Origin of the sequence: Pseudomonas sp. NCHU5216, from assembly GCF_052156495.1 — a bacterium.
GTDB lineage: Bacteria > Pseudomonadota > Gammaproteobacteria > Pseudomonadales > Pseudomonadaceae > Aquipseudomonas.
In genome coordinates, this window is sequence record NZ_JBQLIX010000007.1 from 74,270 (window position 1) to 93,968 (window position 19,699).

Annotated in this window: 15 protein-coding genes and 1 tRNA gene; 9 read left to right on the forward strand and 7 right to left on the reverse strand. The window is 63.9% G+C overall.

The window, feature by feature from the left end:
* Nucleotides 1-45: 45 nt before the first annotated feature.
* Nucleotides 46-132 (reverse strand) — tRNA-Leu (locus tag ACSVIK_RS07855).
* A 207-nt stretch (nt 133-339) separates the two neighbouring features.
* Here ACSVIK_RS07855 and rnr point away from each other — a divergent pair.
* The 8 genes from rnr to alr all read left to right on the forward strand — a co-directional run bounded on the left by rnr (nt 340) and on the right by alr (nt 8,715).
* Nucleotides 340-2,814, forward strand: a complete 2,475-nt coding sequence (gene rnr / locus ACSVIK_RS07860) for a ribonuclease R (protein ID WP_442443789.1) — start codon at nt 340-342, stop codon at nt 2,812-2,814.
* Nucleotides 2,811-3,578: a 23S rRNA (guanosine(2251)-2'-O)-methyltransferase RlmB gene (gene rlmB / locus ACSVIK_RS07865; RefSeq protein ID WP_442443790.1), complete on the forward strand. Its 768-nt coding sequence runs from the start codon at nt 2,811-2,813 to the stop codon at nt 3,576-3,578. Before rnr ends, rlmB begins: the two co-directional genes overlap by 4 nt.
* A 291-nt stretch (nt 3,579-3,869) precedes the next feature.
* Entirely contained in the window at nt 3,870-4,292 is a 423-nt protein-coding gene (rpsF, locus tag ACSVIK_RS07870) for a 30S ribosomal protein S6 (RefSeq protein ID WP_161864739.1), read from the forward strand.
* Nucleotides 4,293-4,320: 28 nt separating this feature from the next.
* Entirely contained in the window at nt 4,321-4,551 is a 231-nt protein-coding gene (gene rpsR, locus ACSVIK_RS07875) for a 30S ribosomal protein S18 (RefSeq protein ID WP_003246847.1), read from the forward strand.
* A gap of 36 nt (nt 4,552-4,587) precedes the next feature.
* Nucleotides 4,588-5,481 (forward strand): hypothetical protein, encoded by an 894-nt coding sequence (locus ACSVIK_RS07880; RefSeq protein WP_442443791.1) that lies wholly within the window; start codon nt 4,588-4,590, stop codon nt 5,479-5,481.
* Nucleotides 5,482-5,502: 21 nt separating this feature from the next.
* Nucleotides 5,503-5,949, forward strand: a complete 447-nt coding sequence (gene rplI, locus ACSVIK_RS07885; protein WP_442443792.1) for a 50S ribosomal protein L9 — start codon at nt 5,503-5,505, stop codon at nt 5,947-5,949.
* Nucleotides 5,950-6,070: 121 nt separating this feature from the next.
* On the forward strand, nt 6,071-7,465 hold the full coding sequence (dnaB, locus tag ACSVIK_RS07890; protein ID WP_442443793.1) for a replicative DNA helicase: 1,395 nt from the start codon (nt 6,071-6,073) through the stop codon (nt 7,463-7,465).
* Between the two features lie 173 nt (nt 7,466-7,638).
* Entirely contained in the window at nt 7,639-8,715 is a 1,077-nt protein-coding gene (gene alr, locus ACSVIK_RS07895) for an alanine racemase (RefSeq protein WP_442443794.1), read from the forward strand.
* 23 nt (nt 8,716-8,738) lie between these two features.
* Here alr and ACSVIK_RS07900 read toward each other — a convergent pair whose 3' ends face one another.
* The 6 genes from ACSVIK_RS07900 to ACSVIK_RS07925 all read right to left on the reverse strand — a co-directional run bounded on the left by ACSVIK_RS07900 (nt 8,739) and on the right by ACSVIK_RS07925 (nt 16,965).
* Nucleotides 8,739-10,640 carry a diguanylate cyclase domain-containing protein gene (locus tag ACSVIK_RS07900; RefSeq protein WP_442443795.1) on the reverse strand — a complete coding sequence of 634 codons (1,902 nt, stop codon included), beginning with the start codon at nt 10,638-10,640 and terminating at the stop codon, nt 8,739-8,741.
* Nucleotides 10,641-10,761: 121 nt separating this feature from the next.
* The gene (locus ACSVIK_RS07905) at nt 10,762-12,306 is read right to left on the reverse strand and encodes a DHA2 family efflux MFS transporter permease subunit (protein ID WP_442443796.1); all 1,545 of its coding nucleotides are present in this window, start codon (nt 12,304-12,306) and stop codon (nt 10,762-10,764) included.
* On the reverse strand, nt 12,299-13,393 hold the full coding sequence (locus tag ACSVIK_RS07910) for an HlyD family secretion protein (protein ID WP_442443797.1): 1,095 nt from the start codon (nt 13,391-13,393) through the stop codon (nt 12,299-12,301). Before ACSVIK_RS07910 ends, ACSVIK_RS07905 begins: the two co-directional genes overlap by 8 nt.
* 13 nt (nt 13,394-13,406) lie before the next feature.
* Entirely contained in the window at nt 13,407-14,513 is a 1,107-nt protein-coding gene (locus ACSVIK_RS07915; protein ID WP_442443798.1) for a GNAT family N-acetyltransferase, read from the reverse strand.
* Nucleotides 14,513-16,144: a GH3 family domain-containing protein gene (locus ACSVIK_RS07920; protein WP_442443799.1), complete on the reverse strand. Its 1,632-nt coding sequence runs from the start codon at nt 16,142-16,144 to the stop codon at nt 14,513-14,515. The genes ACSVIK_RS07915 and ACSVIK_RS07920 overlap by 1 nt, the downstream gene beginning before the upstream one ends.
* The gene (locus ACSVIK_RS07925; protein WP_442443800.1) at nt 16,141-16,965 is read right to left on the reverse strand and encodes a hypothetical protein; all 825 of its coding nucleotides are present in this window, start codon (nt 16,963-16,965) and stop codon (nt 16,141-16,143) included. Before ACSVIK_RS07925 ends, ACSVIK_RS07920 begins: the two co-directional genes overlap by 4 nt.
* Nucleotides 16,966-17,374: 409 nt before the next feature.
* On the opposite strand from ACSVIK_RS07925, the gene ACSVIK_RS07930 reads away from it, so the two are divergent.
* Nucleotides 17,375-19,663: a YgiQ family radical SAM protein gene (locus ACSVIK_RS07930; protein WP_442443878.1), complete on the forward strand. Its 2,289-nt coding sequence runs from the start codon at nt 17,375-17,377 to the stop codon at nt 19,661-19,663.
* The last annotated feature ends 36 nt before the right edge of the window (nt 19,664-19,699 follow it).

Genomic DNA, 19,699 nt, shown 5'->3' on the forward strand with positions numbered 1-19,699 from the left:
CATCCGTTATTTGCAAAGTGGGTTATCAAGCCACTTCACGAAATTTGGTGCCCAGGAGAAGACTCGAACTTCCACGGTGTTGCCACCACTGATACCTGAAACCAGCGCGTCTACCAATTCCGCCACCTGGGCACTGAAAACGATGAATCATCATCGGCTTCGTGTTACAACGTCTGCTCGACGCTGTGGGCGCGAACTATACGGGCGGGCATTTACCTTGTAAACCCCTGACCCCAAAAAAATTATTGTCGCTGGAAAAGCTGCCGCGAATGACGTTTTCGCGCTTCAATAGGCAGATGGCATACACCTCTATACATAAGCATAGGTAATCCTTCCTACATGGCCGATTGGCAATCCCTCGATCCCGAGGCCGCCCGCGAGGCGGAAAAATACGACAACCCCATCCCTAGCCGCGAACTGATTCTGGCCCACCTGGCCGAACGGGGTTCGCCCGCCAGCCGCGAGCAACTGGTCGAAGAATTCGGTCTCGACACCGAAGACCAGCTCGAGGCGCTGCGCCGCCGCCTGCGCGCCATGGAGCGCGATGGCCAGCTCATCTATACCCGTCGCGGCACCTACGCGCCGGTGGACAAGCTCGATCTGATCTGCGGTCGCATCAGTGGCCACCGCGACGGCTTCGGCTTCCTCGTGCCGGACGACGGCAGCGACGATCTGTTCCTCAGCCCGGCGCAGATGCGCCTGGTCTTCGATGGCGACCGCGCTCTGGTGCGTGTGGCCGGTCTTGACCGTCGCGGTCGCCGTGAAGGCGGTATCGTCGAGGTGATCAGCCGTGCCCACGAAAGCATCGTCGGCCGTTATTACGAAGAGAACGGCATCGGCTTCGTGGTCGCCGACAACCCCAAGATCCAGCAGGAAGTGCTGGTCACCCCCGGTCGCACCGCCGGTGCGCGCGTCGGCCAGTTCGTCGAGATCAAGATCACCCACTGGCCGACCCAGCGCTTCCAGCCGCAGGGCGACATCGTCGAGGTGATCGGCAACTACATGGCGCCGGGCATGGAGATCGACGTCGCGCTGCGTAGTTACGACATCCCGCATGTCTGGCCCGAGGCGGTGATCAAGGAAGCGCGCAAGCTCAAGCCCGAGGTGGAGGAGAAGGACAAGGAGAAGCGCATCGACCTGCGTCATCTGCCGTTCGTCACCATCGATGGTGAAGACGCCCGCGACTTCGACGATGCCGTGTACTGCGAGAAGAACAGCAGCCGCTGGAAGCTGTTCTCCGGTGGCTGGAAACTCTACGTGGCTATCGCCGACGTGTCGCACTACGTCAAGGTCGGTTCGGCGCTGGACGCCGAGGCGGTAGAGCGCGGCAACTCGGTGTACTTCCCCGAGCGCGTCGTGCCGATGCTGCCGGAGGAGCTGTCCAACGGTCTGTGCTCGCTCAACCCGCACGTCGATCGCCTGGCCATGGTCTGCGAAATGACCATGTCCAAGAGCGGCCAGATGGTCGACTACAAGTTCTACGAGGCGGTGATCCACTCCCACGCGCGCCTGACCTACAACAAGGTCAGCCTGATGCTGGAAGATCCCAAGAGCAGCGAGGGCAAGTCCCTGCGCAGCGAGTACAAGGAGGTGCTGCCGCACCTCAACCAGCTCTATGCGCTGTATCAGGTGCTGGTCGCGGCGCGTCACGAGCGTGGTGCCATCGATTTCGAGACGCAGGAGACGCGCATCGTCTTCGGCAGTGATCGCAAGATCGACGAGATTCGCCCGACCCAGCGCAACGATGCACACAAGCTGATCGAGGAGTGCATGCTGGCGGCCAACGTGGCCACTGCACGCTTCATGCAGGATCACGACATTCCGTCGCTGTACCGTGTGCACGATGGCCCGCCGCCGGAGCGCCTGGAAAAGCTCAAGCAGTTCCTCGGTGAGCTGGGCCTGTCGCTGCAACGTGGCAAGCCCAAGGACGGCCCGTCGCCCAAGGATTACCAGCGTCTGCTGGAAAGCATCCGTGAGCGCCCGGACTATCACCTGATCCAGACCGTGATGCTGCGCTCGCTGAGCCAGGCGGTGTACAGCGCGCAGAACGAAGGGCACTTCGGCCTCAACTACGAGGCCTATACCCACTTCACCTCGCCGATCCGTCGCTACCCCGACCTGCTGGTGCACCGCGCCATTCGCAGCGTGATCCGCTCCAAGCGTGAAACCCAGCACGTCGAGCGTGCCGGCGCGGCGAGCATGCCCAAGGCGCGCATCTATCCCTACGACGAGGCCGCCCTGGAAAAACTCGGTGAGCAGTGCTCTATGACCGAGCGCCGTGCCGACGAGGCGACCCGTGACGTGGTCAACTGGCTCAAGTGCGAATTCATGCAGGATCGCGTCGGCGAAACCTTCGCCGGGGTGATCACTGCCGTGACCGGCTTCGGCATCTTCGTCGAGCTGCGCGACATCTATGTCGAGGGCCTGGTACACGTCACCGCGTTGCCGGCGGACTACTACCACTTCGATCCGGTTCATCATCGTCTCTCTGGCGAGCGCAGTGGCCGCAGCTTCCGTCTTGGCGACAGCGTCGAGGTCAAGGTCATGCGCGTCGATCTGGACGAGCGCAAGATCGACTTCGAGCTGAGCCAGGGCAAGGCGAGCAAGGGCGACGACGGGCGTCGTGGCGGTATGGGCAATACCGACGTGCACAAGAGTCGCGAGGTGAAGAAGGCGCTGCTCGACAGTGCCAAGAAGAGTGGCGGCAAGGGCGCGTCCAGCAAGGCCTCTGGCCATCGCAAGGGAGCCCCGGCGGCCAAGGGCAAGGCCGAGACGACCGCCAGCAAGCCGAGCAAGCGTAAGGCGAAACGATGAGTCAGTTGGAAAAGGTCTACGGCGTGCACGCCGTGGAGGCGCTGTTGCGCCACCATCCCAAGCGGGTCAAGCAACTGTGGCTGGCCGAGAGCCGCCAGGCGCCGCGCATCCAGCCCATGCTGGAACTGGCGGCGCAGCACCGGGTGCCGGTCGGGCACAAGGAGCGTCAGGAACTGGACGAGTGGGCCGAAGGCGTGCACCAGGGCGTGGTCGCCGAGGTCAGCCCGAGCCAGGTCTGGGGCGAGAACATGCTCGACGAGCTGCTCGAGCGCAGCGAGGGCGTGCCCTTGCTTCTGGTGCTCGATGGCGTGACCGACCCGCATAACCTGGGCGCCTGCCTGCGCACCGCCGATGCCGCTGGCGCGCTGGCGGTGATCGTGCCCAAGGACAAGTCCGCCACCCTCAACGCTACCGTGCGCAAGGTGGCCTGTGGCGCGGCCGAGGTCATCCCCTTGGTGGCCGTGACCAACCTGGCGCGCACCCTGGAGAAATTGCAGAAGAAGGGCCTGTGGGTGGTCGGCACCGCCGGCGAGGCCGAGCAGGAGCTGTACCAGCTCGACATGACCGGCCCGACGGTGCTGGTCATGGGCGCTGAAGGCAAGGGCATGCGCCGCCTGACCCGCGAGCACTGCGACTACTTGGTCAAGCTGCCCATGGGCGGCAGCGTCAGCAGCCTCAACGTTTCGGTCGCCACCGGCGTCTGCCTGTTCGAGGCGGTGCGCCAGAGAAGCAGCGGCAAGCTTCAAGCTGCAAGCCGCAAGTAGAGGCCAGAGCGCAACGCTTGATCGTCCCGGGCCGGCTCTTACCCTGATTCGCTTGGAGCTTGGAGCTTGGAGCTTGGAGCTTGGAGCTTGGAGCTTGGAGCTTGGAGCTTGGAGCTATTGCTCAAATATTCACCAATTCGCCTTGCGCGCGGCTGGGGGCTTCTCTAGAATGGCGCCCCTTGCCGTGACGGCAGGCCTTTTTGCGCCTGTCGGCCGGCAAGCTCATCACGAGAAAAAACCACTCCTTGCCTGACCACTGAGTTGGCAGGCTACAACCCGTAAGGAGCATTTATGCGTCATTACGAAATCATCTTTCTGGTTCACCCGGATCAGAGCGAGCAAGTCGGCGGCATGGTCGAGCGTTACACCAAGCTGATCGAAGAAGACGGCGGCAAGATTCACCGCCTGGAAGACTGGGGCCGTCGTCAGCTGGCTTACGCCATCAACAACGTCCACAAAGCCCACTACGTGATGCTCAACGTAGAGTGCACCGGCAAGGCCCTGGCCGAGCTGGAAGACAACTTCCGCTACAACGACGCCGTGATCCGTAACCTGGTCATCCGTCGCGACGAGGCCGTCACTGGCCAGTCCGAGATGCTGAAGGCCGAAGAAAACCGCAGTGAGCGCCGCGAGCGTCGTGAACGTCCTGAAAACGCTGAAAGCAACGACAGCGATGACAGCGACAACAACGACAGCGACAACGCTGACGAGTAATTCACGGATCTATTGAGGAGCCAATCACATGGCACGTTTCTTCCGTCGTCGTAAATTCTGCCGTTTCACCGCTGAAGACGTGAAAGAGATCGATTTCAAAGATCTCAACACGCTGAAGGCCTACATCTCGGAAACCGGCAAGATCGTTCCTAGCCGTATCACCGGTACCAAGGCTCGTTATCAGCGTCAGCTGGCCACCGCTATCAAGCGCGCCCGCTTCCTGGCCCTGCTGCCCTACACCGACAGCCACGGCCGCTGAGATCGGACAGTCGACAAGCGTTAAGGAATAGATCGCATGCGTGCCCTGGCTGAATACATCATGCGCGGCCGCATGCAGGCCACCCTCGTGGTGGTGGGATCGGCAGCGATGCCGCTGTTGTTCTGGTTGAGTGCCGCCGCCGGCAGCCTGGTGCTGCTGCGGCGCGGAGCCAGCGATGCCCTGGGCATCCTGGCCTGGGCCATGCTGCCGGCAATTGCCTGGTGGTATTTCGGCGAGCCGCGCACCTTGCTGGTGCTGGTCGGTGCGCTGAGCCTGGCGTTGTTGTTGCGCGCCAGTTGGTCCTGGAGTCGCATACTGCTGTGCAGTGTGGCGCTGGGCCTGGTGTATGGCCTGGTTCTTGGAGCGGTGTTCCGCGAACCCATCGCGGCCATGGCCGGTGAGCTGCAAAAGCTGCTGCCGACCATGTTCGAGGGGGCTCACCAGCAGATGACGGTGAGCGAACGCGAGCGCTTCGAGGCCTTGATCGCACCGGTGCTGACCGGATTGCTGGCGGCCTTGCTGCAGATCCTCAGCTTGCTGAGCCTGATTCTCGGGCGTTACTGGCAGGCCGTGTTGTACAACCCTGGCGGTTTCGGTCGCGAGTTCCGCGAGCTGAGGCTGTCGCTGCCACAGGCGTCGTTGCTGCTGGCGGGCATGCTGTTGGGGCCCAATCTGGGGCCGCAATCGGCCATGCTCACGCCGCTGTGCAGTGTGCCGTTGCTGTTCGCTGGGATTGCCCTGGTGCACGGCCTGGTGGACAAGGGTGGGCTCGCTCGCTTCTGGCTGGTGGGCATGTACATCACGCTCTTGCTGTTCATGCAGCTGATCTATCCGCTTCTGGTGGTCTTGGCCATCGTCGACAGTCTGTTTGATTTCCGTGGTCGCCTGGCGCGCAAGAACGGCCCAGGCTCTACGGACGGTGAAGGTTAAAAGTTAAGAGGTAAGACCCAAATGGAAGTCATCCTGCTGGAAAAAATCGCCAACCTGGGCAACCTGGGCGACAAAGTGAACGTCAAGGCCGGTTACGGCCGTAACTACCTGCTGCCGCAAGGCAAGGCCACCGCTGCTACCGCTGAGAACGTGGCTGCATTCGAGGCCCGCCGCGCCGAGCTGGAAAAAGCCGCTGCCGAGAAGAAGGCCTCCGCCGAATCTCGCGCTGCGCAACTGGCCGAGCTGGAAGTCACCATCACCGCCGTCGCTGGCGATGAAGGCAAGCTGTTCGGTTCGATCGGTACCCACGACATCGCTGACGCCCTGACCGCCTCCGGCGTGGAAGTGGCCAAGGCCGAAGTTCGCCTGCCCAACGGTACCATCCGTCAGGTCGGCGAGTACGACGTTGCGCTGCACCTGCACACCGACGTCGAAGCCACTGTAAAAGTGATCGTGGTCGCTGCTTAATCAGTAGTGGTCATGGCAGCCCTTGCGCTCAGGTGCGGGTCTGCCAAAATCGGGCACGTCATTGCGCAAGCGGTGACGTGCCCGTTGTTTTTCTACCGCCTTATTTTTCCGCCCCGAGCCTATGAACGACATCAGCATTCCCGAGCAATACGATCTGCAGACCGCTGCCTTGAAAGTGCCGCCGCACTCCATCGAGGCGGAGCAGGCGGTGCTGGGTGGCTTGATGCTGGACAACAACGCCTGGGAGCGTGTGCTCGATGCGGTGTCCGATGGTGATTTCTACCGCCACGACCATCGCCTGATCTTCCGCGCCATCTACAAGCTGGCCGAGCGTAACCACCCGTTCGACGTGGTGACCCTCTCCGAGCAACTGGACAAGGAGGGGCAGCTTTCTCAGGTCGGCGGCCTGGCCTATCTGGGCGAACTGGCGAAGAACACGCCATCGGTGGCCAACATCAAGGCCTATGCGCAGATCATTCGTGAGCGCGCCACCCTGCGCCAACTGATCAGCATCAGCAACGAGATCGCCGACAGCGCCTATGCGCCGGAGGGGCGTACCGGCGAGGAGATTCTCGACGAGGCCGAGCGCAAGATCTTCGAGATCGCCGAGGATCGGCCGAAGACCGGTGGCCCGGTGGGCATCAACGACATTCTGGTCAAGGCCATCGACCGCATCGACGAGTTATTCAACAACGGTGATGCGATTACCGGTCTGTCCACCGGTTTCGATGATCTGGACAACCTGACCAGTGGTCTGCAGCCGGCCGACATGATCATCGTCGCGGGACGTCCGTCGATGGGTAAGACCACCTTCGCCATGAACCTGGTGGAAAACGCCCTGATGCGCAGCGACAAGACGATTCTCGTCTACTCGCTGGAGATGCCTTCGGAATCCATCGTGATTCGTATGCTCGCCTCGTTGGGGCGCATCGACCAGACCAAGGTGCGTGCCGGCCAGCTCGACGACGATGACTGGCCGCGCCTGACCAGCGCGGTGAACCTGCTCAATGACCGCAAGCTGTTCATCGACGACACCGCCGGTATCTCCCCCAGTGAAATGCGTGCGCGTACCCGGCGCCTGGCCCGCGAGCATGGTGAGATCGGCCTGATCATGGTCGACTACCTGCAGCTCATGCAGATTCCCGGTTCCAGCGGCGACAGCCGGGTCAACGAGATTTCCGAAATCTCGCGCTCGCTCAAGGCCCTGGCCAAGGAGTTCAACTGCCCGGTTATCGCCCTGTCGCAGCTCAACCGTGGTCTGGAACAGCGCCCCAACAAGCGCCCGATCAACTCCGACTTGCGTGAATCCGGGGCGATCGAGCAGGACGCCGACATCATCCTGTTCGTCTACCGCGATGAGGTGTATCACCCGGAAACCGAATACAAGGGCGTGGCCGAAATCATCATCGGCAAGCAGCGTAACGGCCCGCTGGGCACTGCGCGCCTGGCCTTCCTCGGCAAGTATTCGCGCTTCGAGAACCTGGCGCCGGGTAGCTATCAGTTCGAGGATGAATAACAGCGGCTGCAAGCTGCAAGCTTCAAGCCTCAAGTAAGAGCCAAAAGCGATACGGCGTGTTTGCCGATTTTGGTCGCGGGCCAGATGCTTGCAGCTTGCAGCTGATCCTGCTCAATAAAAACGGGTGCCCAGCGGTTAAGATGGGCACCCGTTTTTCGTTCAGGCTTTTCCCCATGCGCCCGCTTGCCGCCATCGTCGACCTTTCCGCCGTTGCTCACAATTACGCCGCTGCCAAGCGCTGCGCGCCGGGGCGGCAGGCCTTTGCGGTGGTCAAGGCCAATGCCTATGGGCATGGCGTGCGGGAGGTGGTGACGGCACTGCAGGATGTCGCCGACGGTTTCGCCGTGGCCAGCCTGGAGGAGGCGGCCGAGGTGCGGGCGATGCAGGGCGAGGCGCGCATCCTGCTGCTCGAGGGCTGCTTCGAGGCCAGCGAATACGCCATCGCCGCGCAGCTCGGTCTGGATCTGGTGGTGCAAAGCGCGGCGCAGGCTCGGGCGCTGATCGCCAGTGAACTGGCGCGTCCGCTCAACGTCTGGCTCAAGCTGGACTCTGGCATGCATCGTCTGGGCTTCGAGGCCACCGAGCTGCGTCTGTGGCATGCCTGTCTGCAGGACGCTGACCAAGTGGCCGAACTCAACCTGCTCAGCCATTTCGCCTGCGCTGACGAGCGCGGCCATCCACTCACCGAATTGCAGGTCGAGCGTTTTCTCGATCTGCTGGATCTGGATTTCAACCACCGCTCCTTGGCCAATTCGGCGGCGGTGCTGACCATTCCCGCCGCGCACATGGATTGGCTGCGCCCCGGCATCATGCTCTATGGGGCCACCCCCTTCGCTGACCTCAGCGCCCATGATCTCGGCCTCAGGCCAGCCATGACCCTGGCGGCGCGGGTCATTGCCGTGCGTGAGGTGGCAGTGGGGGAGAGCGTCGGTTATGGCGCCGTCTGGATCGCCGAGCGGCCATCGCGCATCGCCACGGTCAGTTGCGGCTATGCCGATGGTTATCCACGCCATGCGCCGAGCGGGACGCCGGTGCTGGTCGAGGGGCAGCGTGCGCCACTGGCGGGTAGGGTGTCGATGGACATGCTGGCCGTGGATATCACCGAGCTGAGCGAAGCCGGCATCGACTCGCCAGTGGAGCTATGGGGCGCGAATCTGCCGGTGGATGAGGTGGCAGCCGCCTGCGGCAGCATCGGCTACGAGTTGCTGACCAAGGTCACCGCACGCGTGCCCCGGCGCTATATCGGTTGAGTTGATGTAGTCCTGATGCACTCCTAGGCCAGGCCGCTGGGCACCTTGAGCACATCGAGCTGCAAGCAGGCCTGCTCGCTGAGTTCGCCATCGTCGCCATAGATGCGCGAGCCCGAACGGCCCAGCTCCTTGACCCGATACAGCGCCTGATCGGCGGCCTTGTACAGGCCCGTGAAGTTCTTTGCGTGGCGCGGGTAGAGGGCGCCGCCGATGCTGATGGTCACGCGCAGACGTTCGGCACCGTAATGCACCGGCTCGGACAGCTCTGCCAGCAGCCGCTGGGCGATCTCCCGGGCCTGGTTCTCGGCGTCGTTGCCGCAGATCAGCGCGGCGAACTCGTCGCCACCCAGGCGCGCCACCGCATCGCCTGCGCGCACATGTTCGCGCAGGCGCTTGGCAATCACCTGCAGCATCAGGTCGCCAGCGGCGTGGCCGAAACGGTCATTGATCGGCTTGAAATGATCCAGGTCGATCAGCAGCAGCGCGACGCTCTCCTGGTGCCGCTCGGCATGGGCCAGGGCCGATTCGCAGCGTTCCACCAGGTAGCGACGGTTGGGCAGTTCGGTCAGCGGATCATGAAAGGCCGCATGCTGCAGCTCGCGCTCACGTTCGCGCAACTGGGCATTGGTCGCCGCCAGTTCGGCGGTGCGCTCGGTCACGGCGTTCTGCAGCTCTTCTGCGCTGGCCTGCAACTGAGCCAGGCGGGCGGTCTTCTCGCGGTCGGCCTGCTGCAGGGCTTCGGCCCGTTCCTGCTTGAGGATCTGGATGCGATAGGCGAGGGCGAAGGAGAACAGGATCGATTCGGCAGCCACCGCCAGTGGGAACACATAGGCATTCCATTCGGCCGGTTGCAGCACGCCGGTGCTGCGCAGCAGCAGAATGGCCACGCCACCGAGCACCAGGCCATAGCCATAGAGATACAGTTGTGCCGGGAAGAAGCCCTGGCGCCAGCGAATCATGGCACTGCCGAGTGCCGCAGGGATGCTGGTCAGCGACAGCAGGGCGATGGCCCAGGCAGCCAGGTAGCGCTGCTCGAACGAGGTCAGGGCAATGGCGATGAGGTAGACCACGCAGGCCATGTTCAGCAGGTGGTGCGCCCAGCGCACGTGAATGCGCGTCTGCAGCAGGGTCTGGGTGAAGCGACTGGCGCACAGCCCCCAGAGCGAGGGCAGGGTGATGCGGTCGAGCCAGGCCGGCACCGGATGGTTCGGCCACAGGTACTGCGCGCCATGGCCGGTCATGCTCATGATGAACAGCAGGGCGAAGGCGGTGGTCAGCACATACCAGAAGTACGCCTTGTCGCGTAGCGAGATGAGGATGAACAGGTTGTACAGCAACAGCGCGAAGACCACCCCGTAGATGGCGCCAAGCCCCAGATTCTCGCGCACGGCCAGTTGCGTGAGGTCATCGAGTTGCCAGATGCGCAGCGGGAAGGAGTTGCCGGCGGGGTCGAAAGCGCGCAGGTAGAAGGTGCTCGGTTGTTCGCCGATATCGGGTAGATCGAACACCATGCGACGGTAAGGGTGGTCACGACTCTCGCTGAAGGCCACCCGTTCGCCGGCCTGGCGCTGGTGCCAGCCGCCCTGGCCATCGGCCTGATAGAGCTGCAGGTCGAGCTGGGTGACCGAGCCGACTTCCAGTACCCAGCGCGAGGGTGCCGCCGTCTCGCGTTGCAGGCTGAGTTTGATCCACCAGGGGTTCAGGCTCTGGCCGACGCTGGCGCGACCATTGCCCGGCTGGAAGCCGCTCTGCACCGCGGGATCGGCCATGTCGGCGATGCTCAGCTGGCCACCGACATCTTCCAGCAGTTGGACGTACCCGTTCAGCGACCGGCCGCTGCTATTGTCGTCCAGCACGGCGGGAGCTGCGTACGCAGCGGCCACCAGGCCGAGCAGCAGGACGATCGAGAAGACTAATCGCTGCACTAAACGCACTCCGTGAACCCGGCTGTCGCTGCCGATGCTTTGTCGCGTCGAGTAAGCCACAAGCGTGACTGTGATCACAAGCTTGGTGGCGGCTGCAGATCGCCATTGCCTCTGCTTTGTTTCAATGGATCTCTCCAGGCTTCAGGCCGGGCGGCAGGCGGCGGGTGGAGAGGATCGCCACCACGCTGATCACCAGCGCGCAGCCCATGATATGGAAGGCCTCGTTGTAGGCGAGGATCGAGGCTTGCTCGCGGATTTCCTGGCTGAGCACGGCGAGGGCGCGCTGCGAACTGCCAAGCTTTTCCGTGAGCCATTCGAGTCGCTCCAGTGCCTGGGGGTTGAGGTTGCTGAGCGATTCGCCGAGGTACTGGTAATTGCGGTTGGTGTCGTTCTGCAGCATGGTCATCAGCAGGGCGATGAAGATCGCGCCGCTGAGATTGCGCAGGATGTTGAACAGCGCCGAGGCGTCGCCCGAGTCCTTGTGTTCGAGGTAGCTGGTGGCGATCAGCGACGAGGTGATCAGAATCAGCGGCTGGCCGACGGCGCGGATCAGTTGGATATGCAGGAGCTGCGGGCCCGACAGGTCGGGGTTGAGCGAGCCGCTGATGAAGCTGGCATAGCCGAACAGCATGAAGCCAATGGCGCACAGCAGGCGTGGGTCGATGAAGCGCATCAGCAGCGGTACGAAGGGGATCAGCGCCAGTTGCGGCAGGCCCATCCACATGATCAGTTCGCCGATCTGCAGCGGGCTGTAATTCTGAATCTGCGACAGATACAGCGGCAGCGCGTAGATCGAACCATACAGGCCGATGCCCAGGCCCACGGCTGCGATGCAACTGAGGGCGAAGTTACGATCCTTGAGTATGCGCAGGTTGAGCAGCGGATGCTGGCGCGAGAGCTGGATGATGAGAAAGCAGCCCAGGCTGACGAAGGCGATCAGTGCCAGCACCACGATCAACCTTGAGCTGAACCAGTCGCTGCGATAACCCTCCTCGAGAAATACCTGCAAGCAGCCCAGGCCGAGTGCCATGCTGCAGATCCCGGCGTAGTCGGCACGGCGTATCTGCCGCCAGTCGATGGCGCGTTTCTCCAGGCCGTAGAGCAGCCCGCAGATCATCAGCAGGCCCGGTGGCAGGTTGATGTAGAACAGGTATTGCCAGCCCAGGTGCTCCGTCAGCCAGCCGCCGATGGACGGGCCGATGGCCGGGGCGAAGGTGGCGGTGACGGCGAACAGCGCCATGCCGATCGGGCGGCGATGGGGTGGCAGGTGGGTCAGCACCATGCTGAAGGCCAGCGGGATGAAGGCGCCGCCACACAGCCCTTGCATGGCGCGAAAGGCGATCATGCTGTGCAGCGACCAGGCGTGCGAGCAGAGCAGTGAGGCGCTGATGAAGCCGATCGACAACCAGACGGTCAGGCGCCGTGCGCCAAGCAGGCTGATCAGCCAGACGGTCAGCGGGATGATGATGATCTCACCGACCAGATAAGAGGTGGAAATCCACGAGCCTTCGCTGATGGTGGCACCGAGGGCGGCCTGAATCTCCTTGAGCGAGGCGTTGGTGATGAGGATGTCGATGACCGCCATGAAGGCCCCGAGCATCGCGCTGAGCACGGCGATCCAATCGCGCAGGCTGGGCTCGCGTTGCGCCAGCGCTTGCTCAGTCACGGCTGTCCACCGTGGCGATGACCGACATGCCGGGGCGTATGCGCTCCAGTTCGGGAATGTTTTGCGGCAGGCGGATCTTCACCGGCACGCGCTGGATCACCTTGGTGAAGTTGCCGGTGGCGTTGTCCGGCGGCAGCAGGCTGAATTCAGCGCCCGTGGCCGGGTACAGGCTATCGAGGGTGCCTTGCAGGCGCAGGTCGGGTAGGGCGTCGAAACGCAGCTCGACCTTTTGCTGTGGATGCATGCGCGCGACCTGGGTTTCCTTGAAGTTGGCCTGCACCCAGAGCTCGCGTGGCACCAGGGCGAGCAGCGCCTCGCCCGGACGCACGTACTGCCCCTCGCGCAGCGAGCGGTTGCCGACCCGTCCGGCGATCGGCGCGACTATCTGCGTGCGGGCCAGGTTCAGGCGTGCCTGGGCCAGGTCGTTGTGGGCGCCGTCGAGCTGGTTCTGCAGTTGCTGGCGGCGATTGTCGAGCTGGTCGAGCTCCAGGCGATAAGCCTTCAGCCCGGCCTTGGCCTTGTCGACGTTGGCGCGGGCTACTGCGACATTGGCGCTGAGGCTGGAAAACTGCTCCTCCGAGACGAAGCCGTTGCGGCGCAGGGCGCGTAGGCGTTCGAGATTGTCCTGCTGGCGGCCGAGTTCGGCGCCGCCGGCCTGAACCTCGGCGGCCTGCGCCTCGATTCGCGCCTGTTGCTGCGCCTGCTGATTGGACAGGCTGTGCAACTGAACCTGCAGGTCGTTGATCTGCGTCTGGATGCGCTGCTCCTGATAGACGTAATCGGCGTCGTCGAGGCGGGCCAGCACGTCACCGGCCTCGACCCATTGGTTGTCCTGCGCCTCGACGCGGGTGATGCGCCCGGCAAGCTGGCTGGAGACCTCGACGATATCGGCGCGCACATAGGCGTTGTCGGTGGTTTCCAGAAAGCGTCCTTGCAGCAGCCAGTACGCCCCGAAAGCCAGGGCGATGCACAGCAGGAAGGCGGCGAACAGGGCGAGGCGGCGCAGGGTCTTGGCATCCATGGCATAGCCTGAATCCAGGTCGACCGGTTTGGCTGCGAGGGGGCGTGCAGGTTCGGCGTGGGTCATGGTGGTGCGACTCTCACAAGCGGGCGATTTCGACATGGCGGGGGCCGTGCGCCTGGGCCGGGCGCGGGTCATGGTCGTAACTGAGGAGGAAGTGGCGGCTGTGCAGGGTCTGGCGCCGGTAACGGCTGACGACTTGCGCCAGTGGGTCATCGTCGAAGAAGCCGCACACCAGGCTTTGCCGAGGCTGTACCTGGTGGGCCAGGAGATGCTCGAGCAGCGCCTGCAAAACCAGCGGGTCGTCGTTGCGCACGCTCAACCCGTGCAGGTGCAGGTAGTCGAAGGTGTCGCCGACGGCGGGCAGGTGCAGGCCGCCGAACAATCGGCTGTAGAGGTTGTAGGGCCTGCGCAGGGCGGCCAGCCATGGGCTGTAGCGGGCCACGCGGGTCTGCTTGAAGGCCTTCTGCTTCCAGACGCCGACCACGCCGACCACCTGCCCATCGAGGCAGGCCAGCCAGTAGTCTTCGATGCGCAGCCCCTGGTAGTACGGGCTGCCTGCCAGCAGCGCCTCGACCTCGTAGACAGGGAAGCCCTGGCGGTTGGCGGCCTGCCGCCATAGCAGTTGCATGGCTTGCGCATCCGCAGCGCTCGCAGCGCGGATCTGCAGGCCGCTGTCGGCGTGGCGACGGGACTGGCGACCGGGCAACAGGCTGGTGGTGATGCGCCCGTTCGGATAGAAGTTGGGCAGCCCAGGGCGGCCGCGGCCAACGATACCCAGGGGGATCAGGTTGTCTTCGAGAATGACGGCTTCCATCCAACTGCCGGGCGTCTGCATGGCCGTGGCGATGGCGCGAAACAGTGCGGCCAGCACGCGGCCGCCGCGTCCTTCGGCGGCGATGCGCAGGTCATGCAGGTAGCCGACCCTGCAGGGTTGGCCATTGATGTACTGCTGACGCTGGCCGATATCTACCATGCCGAGCAAGCGGCCTGGGCGTTCTTGGTGCTCGGCGACCAGCACCTGTGGCGCTTCGCAGGCCACCTGGGCGCCACTGAAGAAATCCGGCGCGCGCTCGAAGGTCAGGGTCACGCTGCCCATCTGCGGCGTGCGTCGCAGCAGGTCGAGCAGCGCCGCATTGTCATCGGGCCGGGCCGGGCGTACCAGAATCTCGTGATCGTTCGCCATCAGCTCACCTGCAACAGTGGGCGCAGGCTGGCGGGCAGTTCGCCGGGCCAGTGGCGCAGGGCTTCGAGCTTGATGTTGCCTTCCAGCATGCCGCGCGCCCGCGCCTGTTCCAGGTACAGCTGGCGCATCTGTGGCTGGGCGATGCAGCGTGCCGCAGCGAGCTGGCCGAGGTCACGGGCCAGGCGGTAGTGGAAGTTGTCGAGCAAGGCGCTTTCCAACTGCTGGGCCAGGTTCTGCAGGGCGGGCGAGTGCGGCTCGATGTTGCTTTCGAGCAGCAGCACATAGCCGGGACGAGCATCACCGCTGTCATCCAGGGCCAGCAGGGTGATCGGCAGCAGGCCGGCATAGTCGAGGCGGTCGAGTACGGTTTGCGCCAGGGTCGCACTGATCTTCTCACCGACCAGATCGACGCCATCGTTGCGCCCGAGGAAACGGAAGCAGGGCAGCGTGCACCAGTGGCCGCTGACCTCGAGGATGTCGTTCATCCGGTAGCGAGCGAAGCCACTGCCGGTGGTCAGCAGCGGCATCACCTGCTGGCCCTGACGCAGGGCCCAGGGTGGCAGGATCTTGCCGCTGTCGAGATCCTCGAATTCGTAGACATGGCTGCGGTAGGCCAGTGGGTAGCAGCCACGAAACGGGAAGGTGACCACGCCTTCCGTGGCCCACAGTCCTTTACCTTGGAAGCCCGCCTGCGGCAGGAGCTGGCGCAGGCGCTGGGCCCAGGGCGCGGCGGCGGCGGTATCCCAGGCGCTGACCAGCGCCAGTTGTGGCCAGAGTTCGGTGAAGAAGGCTGGATCGGCCTGGCCATCCCAGGCGCGCAGGCGCTGAGCAGCGGCTGTCGAGCGTGGGCAGCGCAGCGCGGCCATGGCGGCGCTGCGCTGGCCCCAATGGCCGCGGCTGAGCACCTCGGCCAGTTCTTCGCGGCACTGGCCCAGTTGTTCCAGCAGACCAAGGCCGAAGGTGGGGCTCCAGATCGACATGACGCTCAGGCGCGTATCGGCGACCAGGTAGGCCAGGGTGGCGAACAGCGAGTCGTCGGCGCTGCCGGCCAGGGCGATGCCGGGTGGCGCGGTCTGGGTCAGGCCGGCGATCAGGCGTTTGCCCAGCGACATCAACTGCATGTCGTCGTTGAGGTCGGCGCTGCTGCTTTCGCGCAGCGCACTGGGAATCCATGACAGTGACCAGTAGTGGCTGCCCTGGGCGATCTGCGGGTATTGCCGGTAGAGGTCGCCGATCCAGGGGCTGATCGCCTGGTCGAGTTCGCCGAGAAAGGTCCGGGTGTAGGGGATCCACTTGATCGCCGAGGTGGAGCCGCTGGTGGGCTGATAGCGGCTGATGGGGCTGTCGATCAGGCGTTGCTGGTTGTCCCGGCGTTGCCGCTCGAGGTCGTCCTGATAGTCGCGGTAATGGCTGCCGGGCAGGCGTGCGGTTATCTGCTCCCAGCTGTCATCGGGTCGAATGCCGCTATTGCGGCCGCGCGGGGAGCGTACGAAGCGCTGGCTCCAGTCGCGCAGCAGGCGGCGCTGCACGGCTTCGAGGTCATGTGCCTGACGCTCGAAGCGCTGCAGCCCGCCTTGCATGAAGGCCTTGAGCAGGCCGTGGCCGCAACGGCTGGCGATCACTGCGCTCATTGGCTCAGCTCGGCCGAGCCGTCCTGGATGACGCTGGCTTGTGCCGAGGGCTGCGCGGCAGTTGTGGTCGCTCGCCAATTCAGATTGCGGCGCAGCAGCTTCAGCGCCAGGCGCGAGCAATAGCGCAGCAGGGCGGAGTAGGACACTTCACCGGCACAGGGCAGCTCGGTGCCGCGCCGCCAGGACGGGTTGCGTTGCTCGAAGTAGGCGATGTCGGCGTCTTGTTCGCACAGCTCTGGGGTAATGCTGGCGACTTCCTCCTTCAGGTGCTGTGCGCCTTCGCCGAAGTCCAGCAGCATGCGCTGCGGGTCGAAGGCATCGGGAAAGAGCTGTTGGCTGTAGGCCGCGACCACCTGCTTCAGCGGGCTGTCGGGCGTGTTGCGGTCGGGGTAGTAGGCGTAGAAGTTGCGGGTCAGCAGCAGATAGGTCTTGTAGCCCTTGGATATCAACAGCCAGTAGAGCGGGGTCAGCGGATGGCGCAGGCGGGCGCGTATCAGTTGCGAGTAGAAGGCCACATGCAGGCAGCGAGAGCCCCAGTACGCCGGCTCGACTATGGTGTCACCGCTGAACAGCCCTCGGGCGCGTTTGCCATCTACGTTGATGTCGAAGTGAGTGAGGGTCGAAAAGCCGACGATACGCTTGCTCTTGCGGGTGCGTGCGAGGATCACGCCGCTCTTGCGCGAGAGGTCGTCGAGGAAGGTCTGCTGCGTGGTGTTCTGGTAGTACTGCGAGAAGACAGCGTACATCTGCTGGATATCGGCAGGGCTCAGGCGCTGCAGGGGTACATAGCGGCTGCTAAGTTTTTCGGCAGGTACAAGCATGGTGTGTCCCTCAATGGACGTTGTCATTTGTCTGGGCAGGTGTTTCCTCTAACTGCTGGGTGGGCCTGCATCTCTCAGGTCGGCTCCAATCACGCAACGGGATTGGAGAGATCTGCGCGACGGAGGAGTTTTCAGTCGATGGCCAGGCGCGGCCATTGATCCAAAGTTCGGCAGCGTCAAACTTGCGCGCTGTGCCATTTCTCGTCCTGGGCGGCGTGTTGCCAAACGACCCAAACGGCTCGACGCCTTGGCGCGCGCACCCGCTTTTGGATGGGGGAGGGCGGCAGCCTGAGGGAGGCAGATAGGTAAAAGCCCGAGCGGAGGGCTCGGGTTTGGTTAAAATTTGTGCTATCTTTCGCGCCCGCGATTTTTCCTACCCGTTTGCCAACGCCGGTCACTTTCCATGTCCATGCAAGCCGCCAAGCCCCTGTTCGACTATCCCAAGTACTGGGCCGAATGTTTCGGGCCCGCACCCTTCCTGCCGATGAGCCGGGAGGAGATGGATCAGCTCGGCTGGGACAGTTGCGACATCATCATCGTCACCGGCGATGCCTATGTGGATCACCCGTCGTTCGGCATGGCCATCATCGGCCGTCTGCTTGAGGCCCAGGGCTTTCGCGTCGGCATCATCAGCCAGCCGGACTGGCGCAGCAAAGACGACTTCATGAAACTCGGCGAGCCGAACCTGTTCTTCGGCGTGGCGGCGGGCAACATGGACTCGATGATCAACCGCTACACCGCGGACAAGAAGATTCGCAGCGACGACGCCTATACCCCAGGTGGCCTCGCCGGCAAGCGCCCGGATCGCGCCAGCCTGGTCTACAGCCAGCGCTGCAAGGAGGCCTTCAGCCATGTGCCGGTAGTGCTCGGTGGCATCGAGGCGTCGCTGCGCCGCATCGCGCATTACGACTACTGGCAGGACAAGGTGCGTCGCTCGATCCTGATGGACGCCACCGCCGACATCCTGCTGTACGGCAACGCCGAGCGCGCCGTGGTGGAGATCGCCCAGCGCCTGTCCCGTGGCGAGCAGATCGAGACCATCAGCGACGTGCGCGGCACGGCCTTCATTCGCCGCGATACGCCCGCGGGCTGGTTCGAGGTGGACTCCACCCGCATCGACCGCCCCGGCCGCGTCGACAAGATCATCAACCCTTATGTGAACACCCAGGACACCGAGGCCTGCGCCATCGAACAGGCCAAAGGCGAGGTCGAAGACCCCAACGAAGCCAAGGTCGTGCAGATACTCGAAAGCCCGCGCATGACCCGCGACAAGACGGTGATCCGCCTGCCGTCCTTCGAGAAGGTGCGCAACGACCCGGTGCTCTACGCCCACGCCAACCGCGTGCTGCATCTGGAAACCAACCCGGGCAACGCCCGCGCGCTGGTGCAGAAACATGGCGACATGGACATCTGGCTGAACCCGCCCCCCATTCCCATGACCACCGAGGAAATGGACTACGTGTTCGGCATGCCCTACGCACGGGTGCCGCACCCGGCCTACGGCAAGGAGAAGATTCCGGCCTACGAGATGATCCGCTTCTCGGTGAACATCATGCGTGGCTGCTTCGGCGGCTGCACCTTCTGCTCGATCACCGAGCACGAAGGGCGGATCATCCAGAACCGCTCGCACGACTCGATCATCCGCGAGATCGAGGAGATGCGCGACAAGGTGCCGGGCTTCACCGGCGTGGTCTCCGACCTCGGTGGGCCGACCGCCAACATGTATCGCATCGCCTGCAAGGATCCGGAAATCGAGCGGCACTGCCGCAAGCCGTCCTGCGTATTCCCCGGCATCTGCGAGAACCTCAATACCGATCACTCGTCCTTGATCGAGCTGTACCGCAAGGCGCGTGCCCTGCCGGGCGTGAAGAAAATCCTGATCGCCTCCGGTCTGCGCTATGACCTGGCCGTGGAGTCGCCGGAGTACGTCAAGGAACTGGTCACCCATCACGTCGGCGGTTACCTCAAGATCGCCCCGGAGCACACCGAGCGTGGCCCGCTGGACAAGATGATGAAGCCGGGCATCGGCAGCTACGACCGCTTCAAGCAGATGTTCGAGAAGTACTCGAAGGAGGCGGGCAAGGAGCAGTACCTGATCCCCTACTTCATCGCCGCGCACCCCGGCACCACCGACGAAGACATGATGAACCTCGCTCTGTGGCTCAAGCGCAATGGCTTCCGTGCCGACCAGGTGCAGGCCTTCTATCCCTCGCCGATGGCCACGGCCACGGCCATGTATCACTCGGGCAAGAACCCGCTGCGCAAGGTCACCTACAAGAGCGACGGCGTGACCATCGTCAAGAGCGAGCAGCAGCGCCGCTTGCACAAGGCTTTCCTGCGCTACCACGACCCGAAGGGCTGGCCGCTGCTGCGCGAGGCGCTGGAGCGCATGGGCCGCAGCGATCTGATCGGCAACGGCAAGCACCACCTGATCCCCACCTACCAGCCGCAGACCGACGAGTACCAGAGCGCACGGCGCAAGAACTCCACGCCGGCGGGCAGCAAGAAGGTCGGCGGTGGCGGCAAGATCCTCACCCAGCACAACGGCCTGCCGCCGCGCGCCAGCGATGGCAGCAAACCCTGGGACAAGCGTGAGCAGGCAAAGGCGGCGGCCTTCGCCAAGCTGCAGGAGCAGAAGAAGGGCAGCGGCAAGGGTGCAGGCGGGAAGAAGAAATCACGCCCGGTGGCGCCGCGCTGAGGGCCAAGGCTGGCGCGTGTCTGTCGGCCTCAGTGA

Bases quoted from the DNA above. Each gene is read 5' to 3' on its own strand.
- rlmB (WP_442443790.1), top strand. From the start codon at position 2,811: ATGAGTCAGTTGGAAAAGGTCTACGGCGTGCACGCCGTGGAGGCGCTG.
- ACSVIK_RS07915 (WP_442443798.1), bottom strand. From the start codon at position 14,513: ATGGCGAACGATCACGAGATTCTGGTACGCCCGGCCCGGCCCGATGAC.
- ACSVIK_RS07930 (WP_442443878.1), top strand. From the start codon at position 17,375: ATGCAAGCCGCCAAGCCCCTGTTCGACTATCCCAAGTACTGGGCCGAA.
- ACSVIK_RS07920 (WP_442443799.1), bottom strand. From the start codon at position 16,144: ATGAGCGCAGTGATCGCCAGCCGTTGCGGCCACGGCCTGCTCAAGGCC.
- ACSVIK_RS07910 (WP_442443797.1), bottom strand. From the start codon at position 13,393: ATGACCCACGCCGAACCTGCACGCCCCCTCGCAGCCAAACCGGTCGAC.
- rpsR (WP_003246847.1), top strand. From the start codon at position 4,321: ATGGCACGTTTCTTCCGTCGTCGTAAATTCTGCCGTTTCACCGCTGAA.
- ACSVIK_RS07880 (WP_442443791.1), top strand. From the start codon at position 4,588: ATGCGTGCCCTGGCTGAATACATCATGCGCGGCCGCATGCAGGCCACC.
- ACSVIK_RS07925 (WP_442443800.1), bottom strand. From the start codon at position 16,965: ATGCTTGTACCTGCCGAAAAACTTAGCAGCCGCTATGTACCCCTGCAG.
- rplI (WP_442443792.1), top strand. From the start codon at position 5,503: ATGGAAGTCATCCTGCTGGAAAAAATCGCCAACCTGGGCAACCTGGGC.
- rpsF (WP_161864739.1), top strand. From the start codon at position 3,870: ATGCGTCATTACGAAATCATCTTTCTGGTTCACCCGGATCAGAGCGAG.
- alr (WP_442443794.1), top strand. From the start codon at position 7,639: ATGCGCCCGCTTGCCGCCATCGTCGACCTTTCCGCCGTTGCTCACAAT.
- rnr (WP_442443789.1), top strand. From the start codon at position 340: ATGGCCGATTGGCAATCCCTCGATCCCGAGGCCGCCCGCGAGGCGGAA.
- dnaB (WP_442443793.1), top strand. From the start codon at position 6,071: ATGAACGACATCAGCATTCCCGAGCAATACGATCTGCAGACCGCTGCC.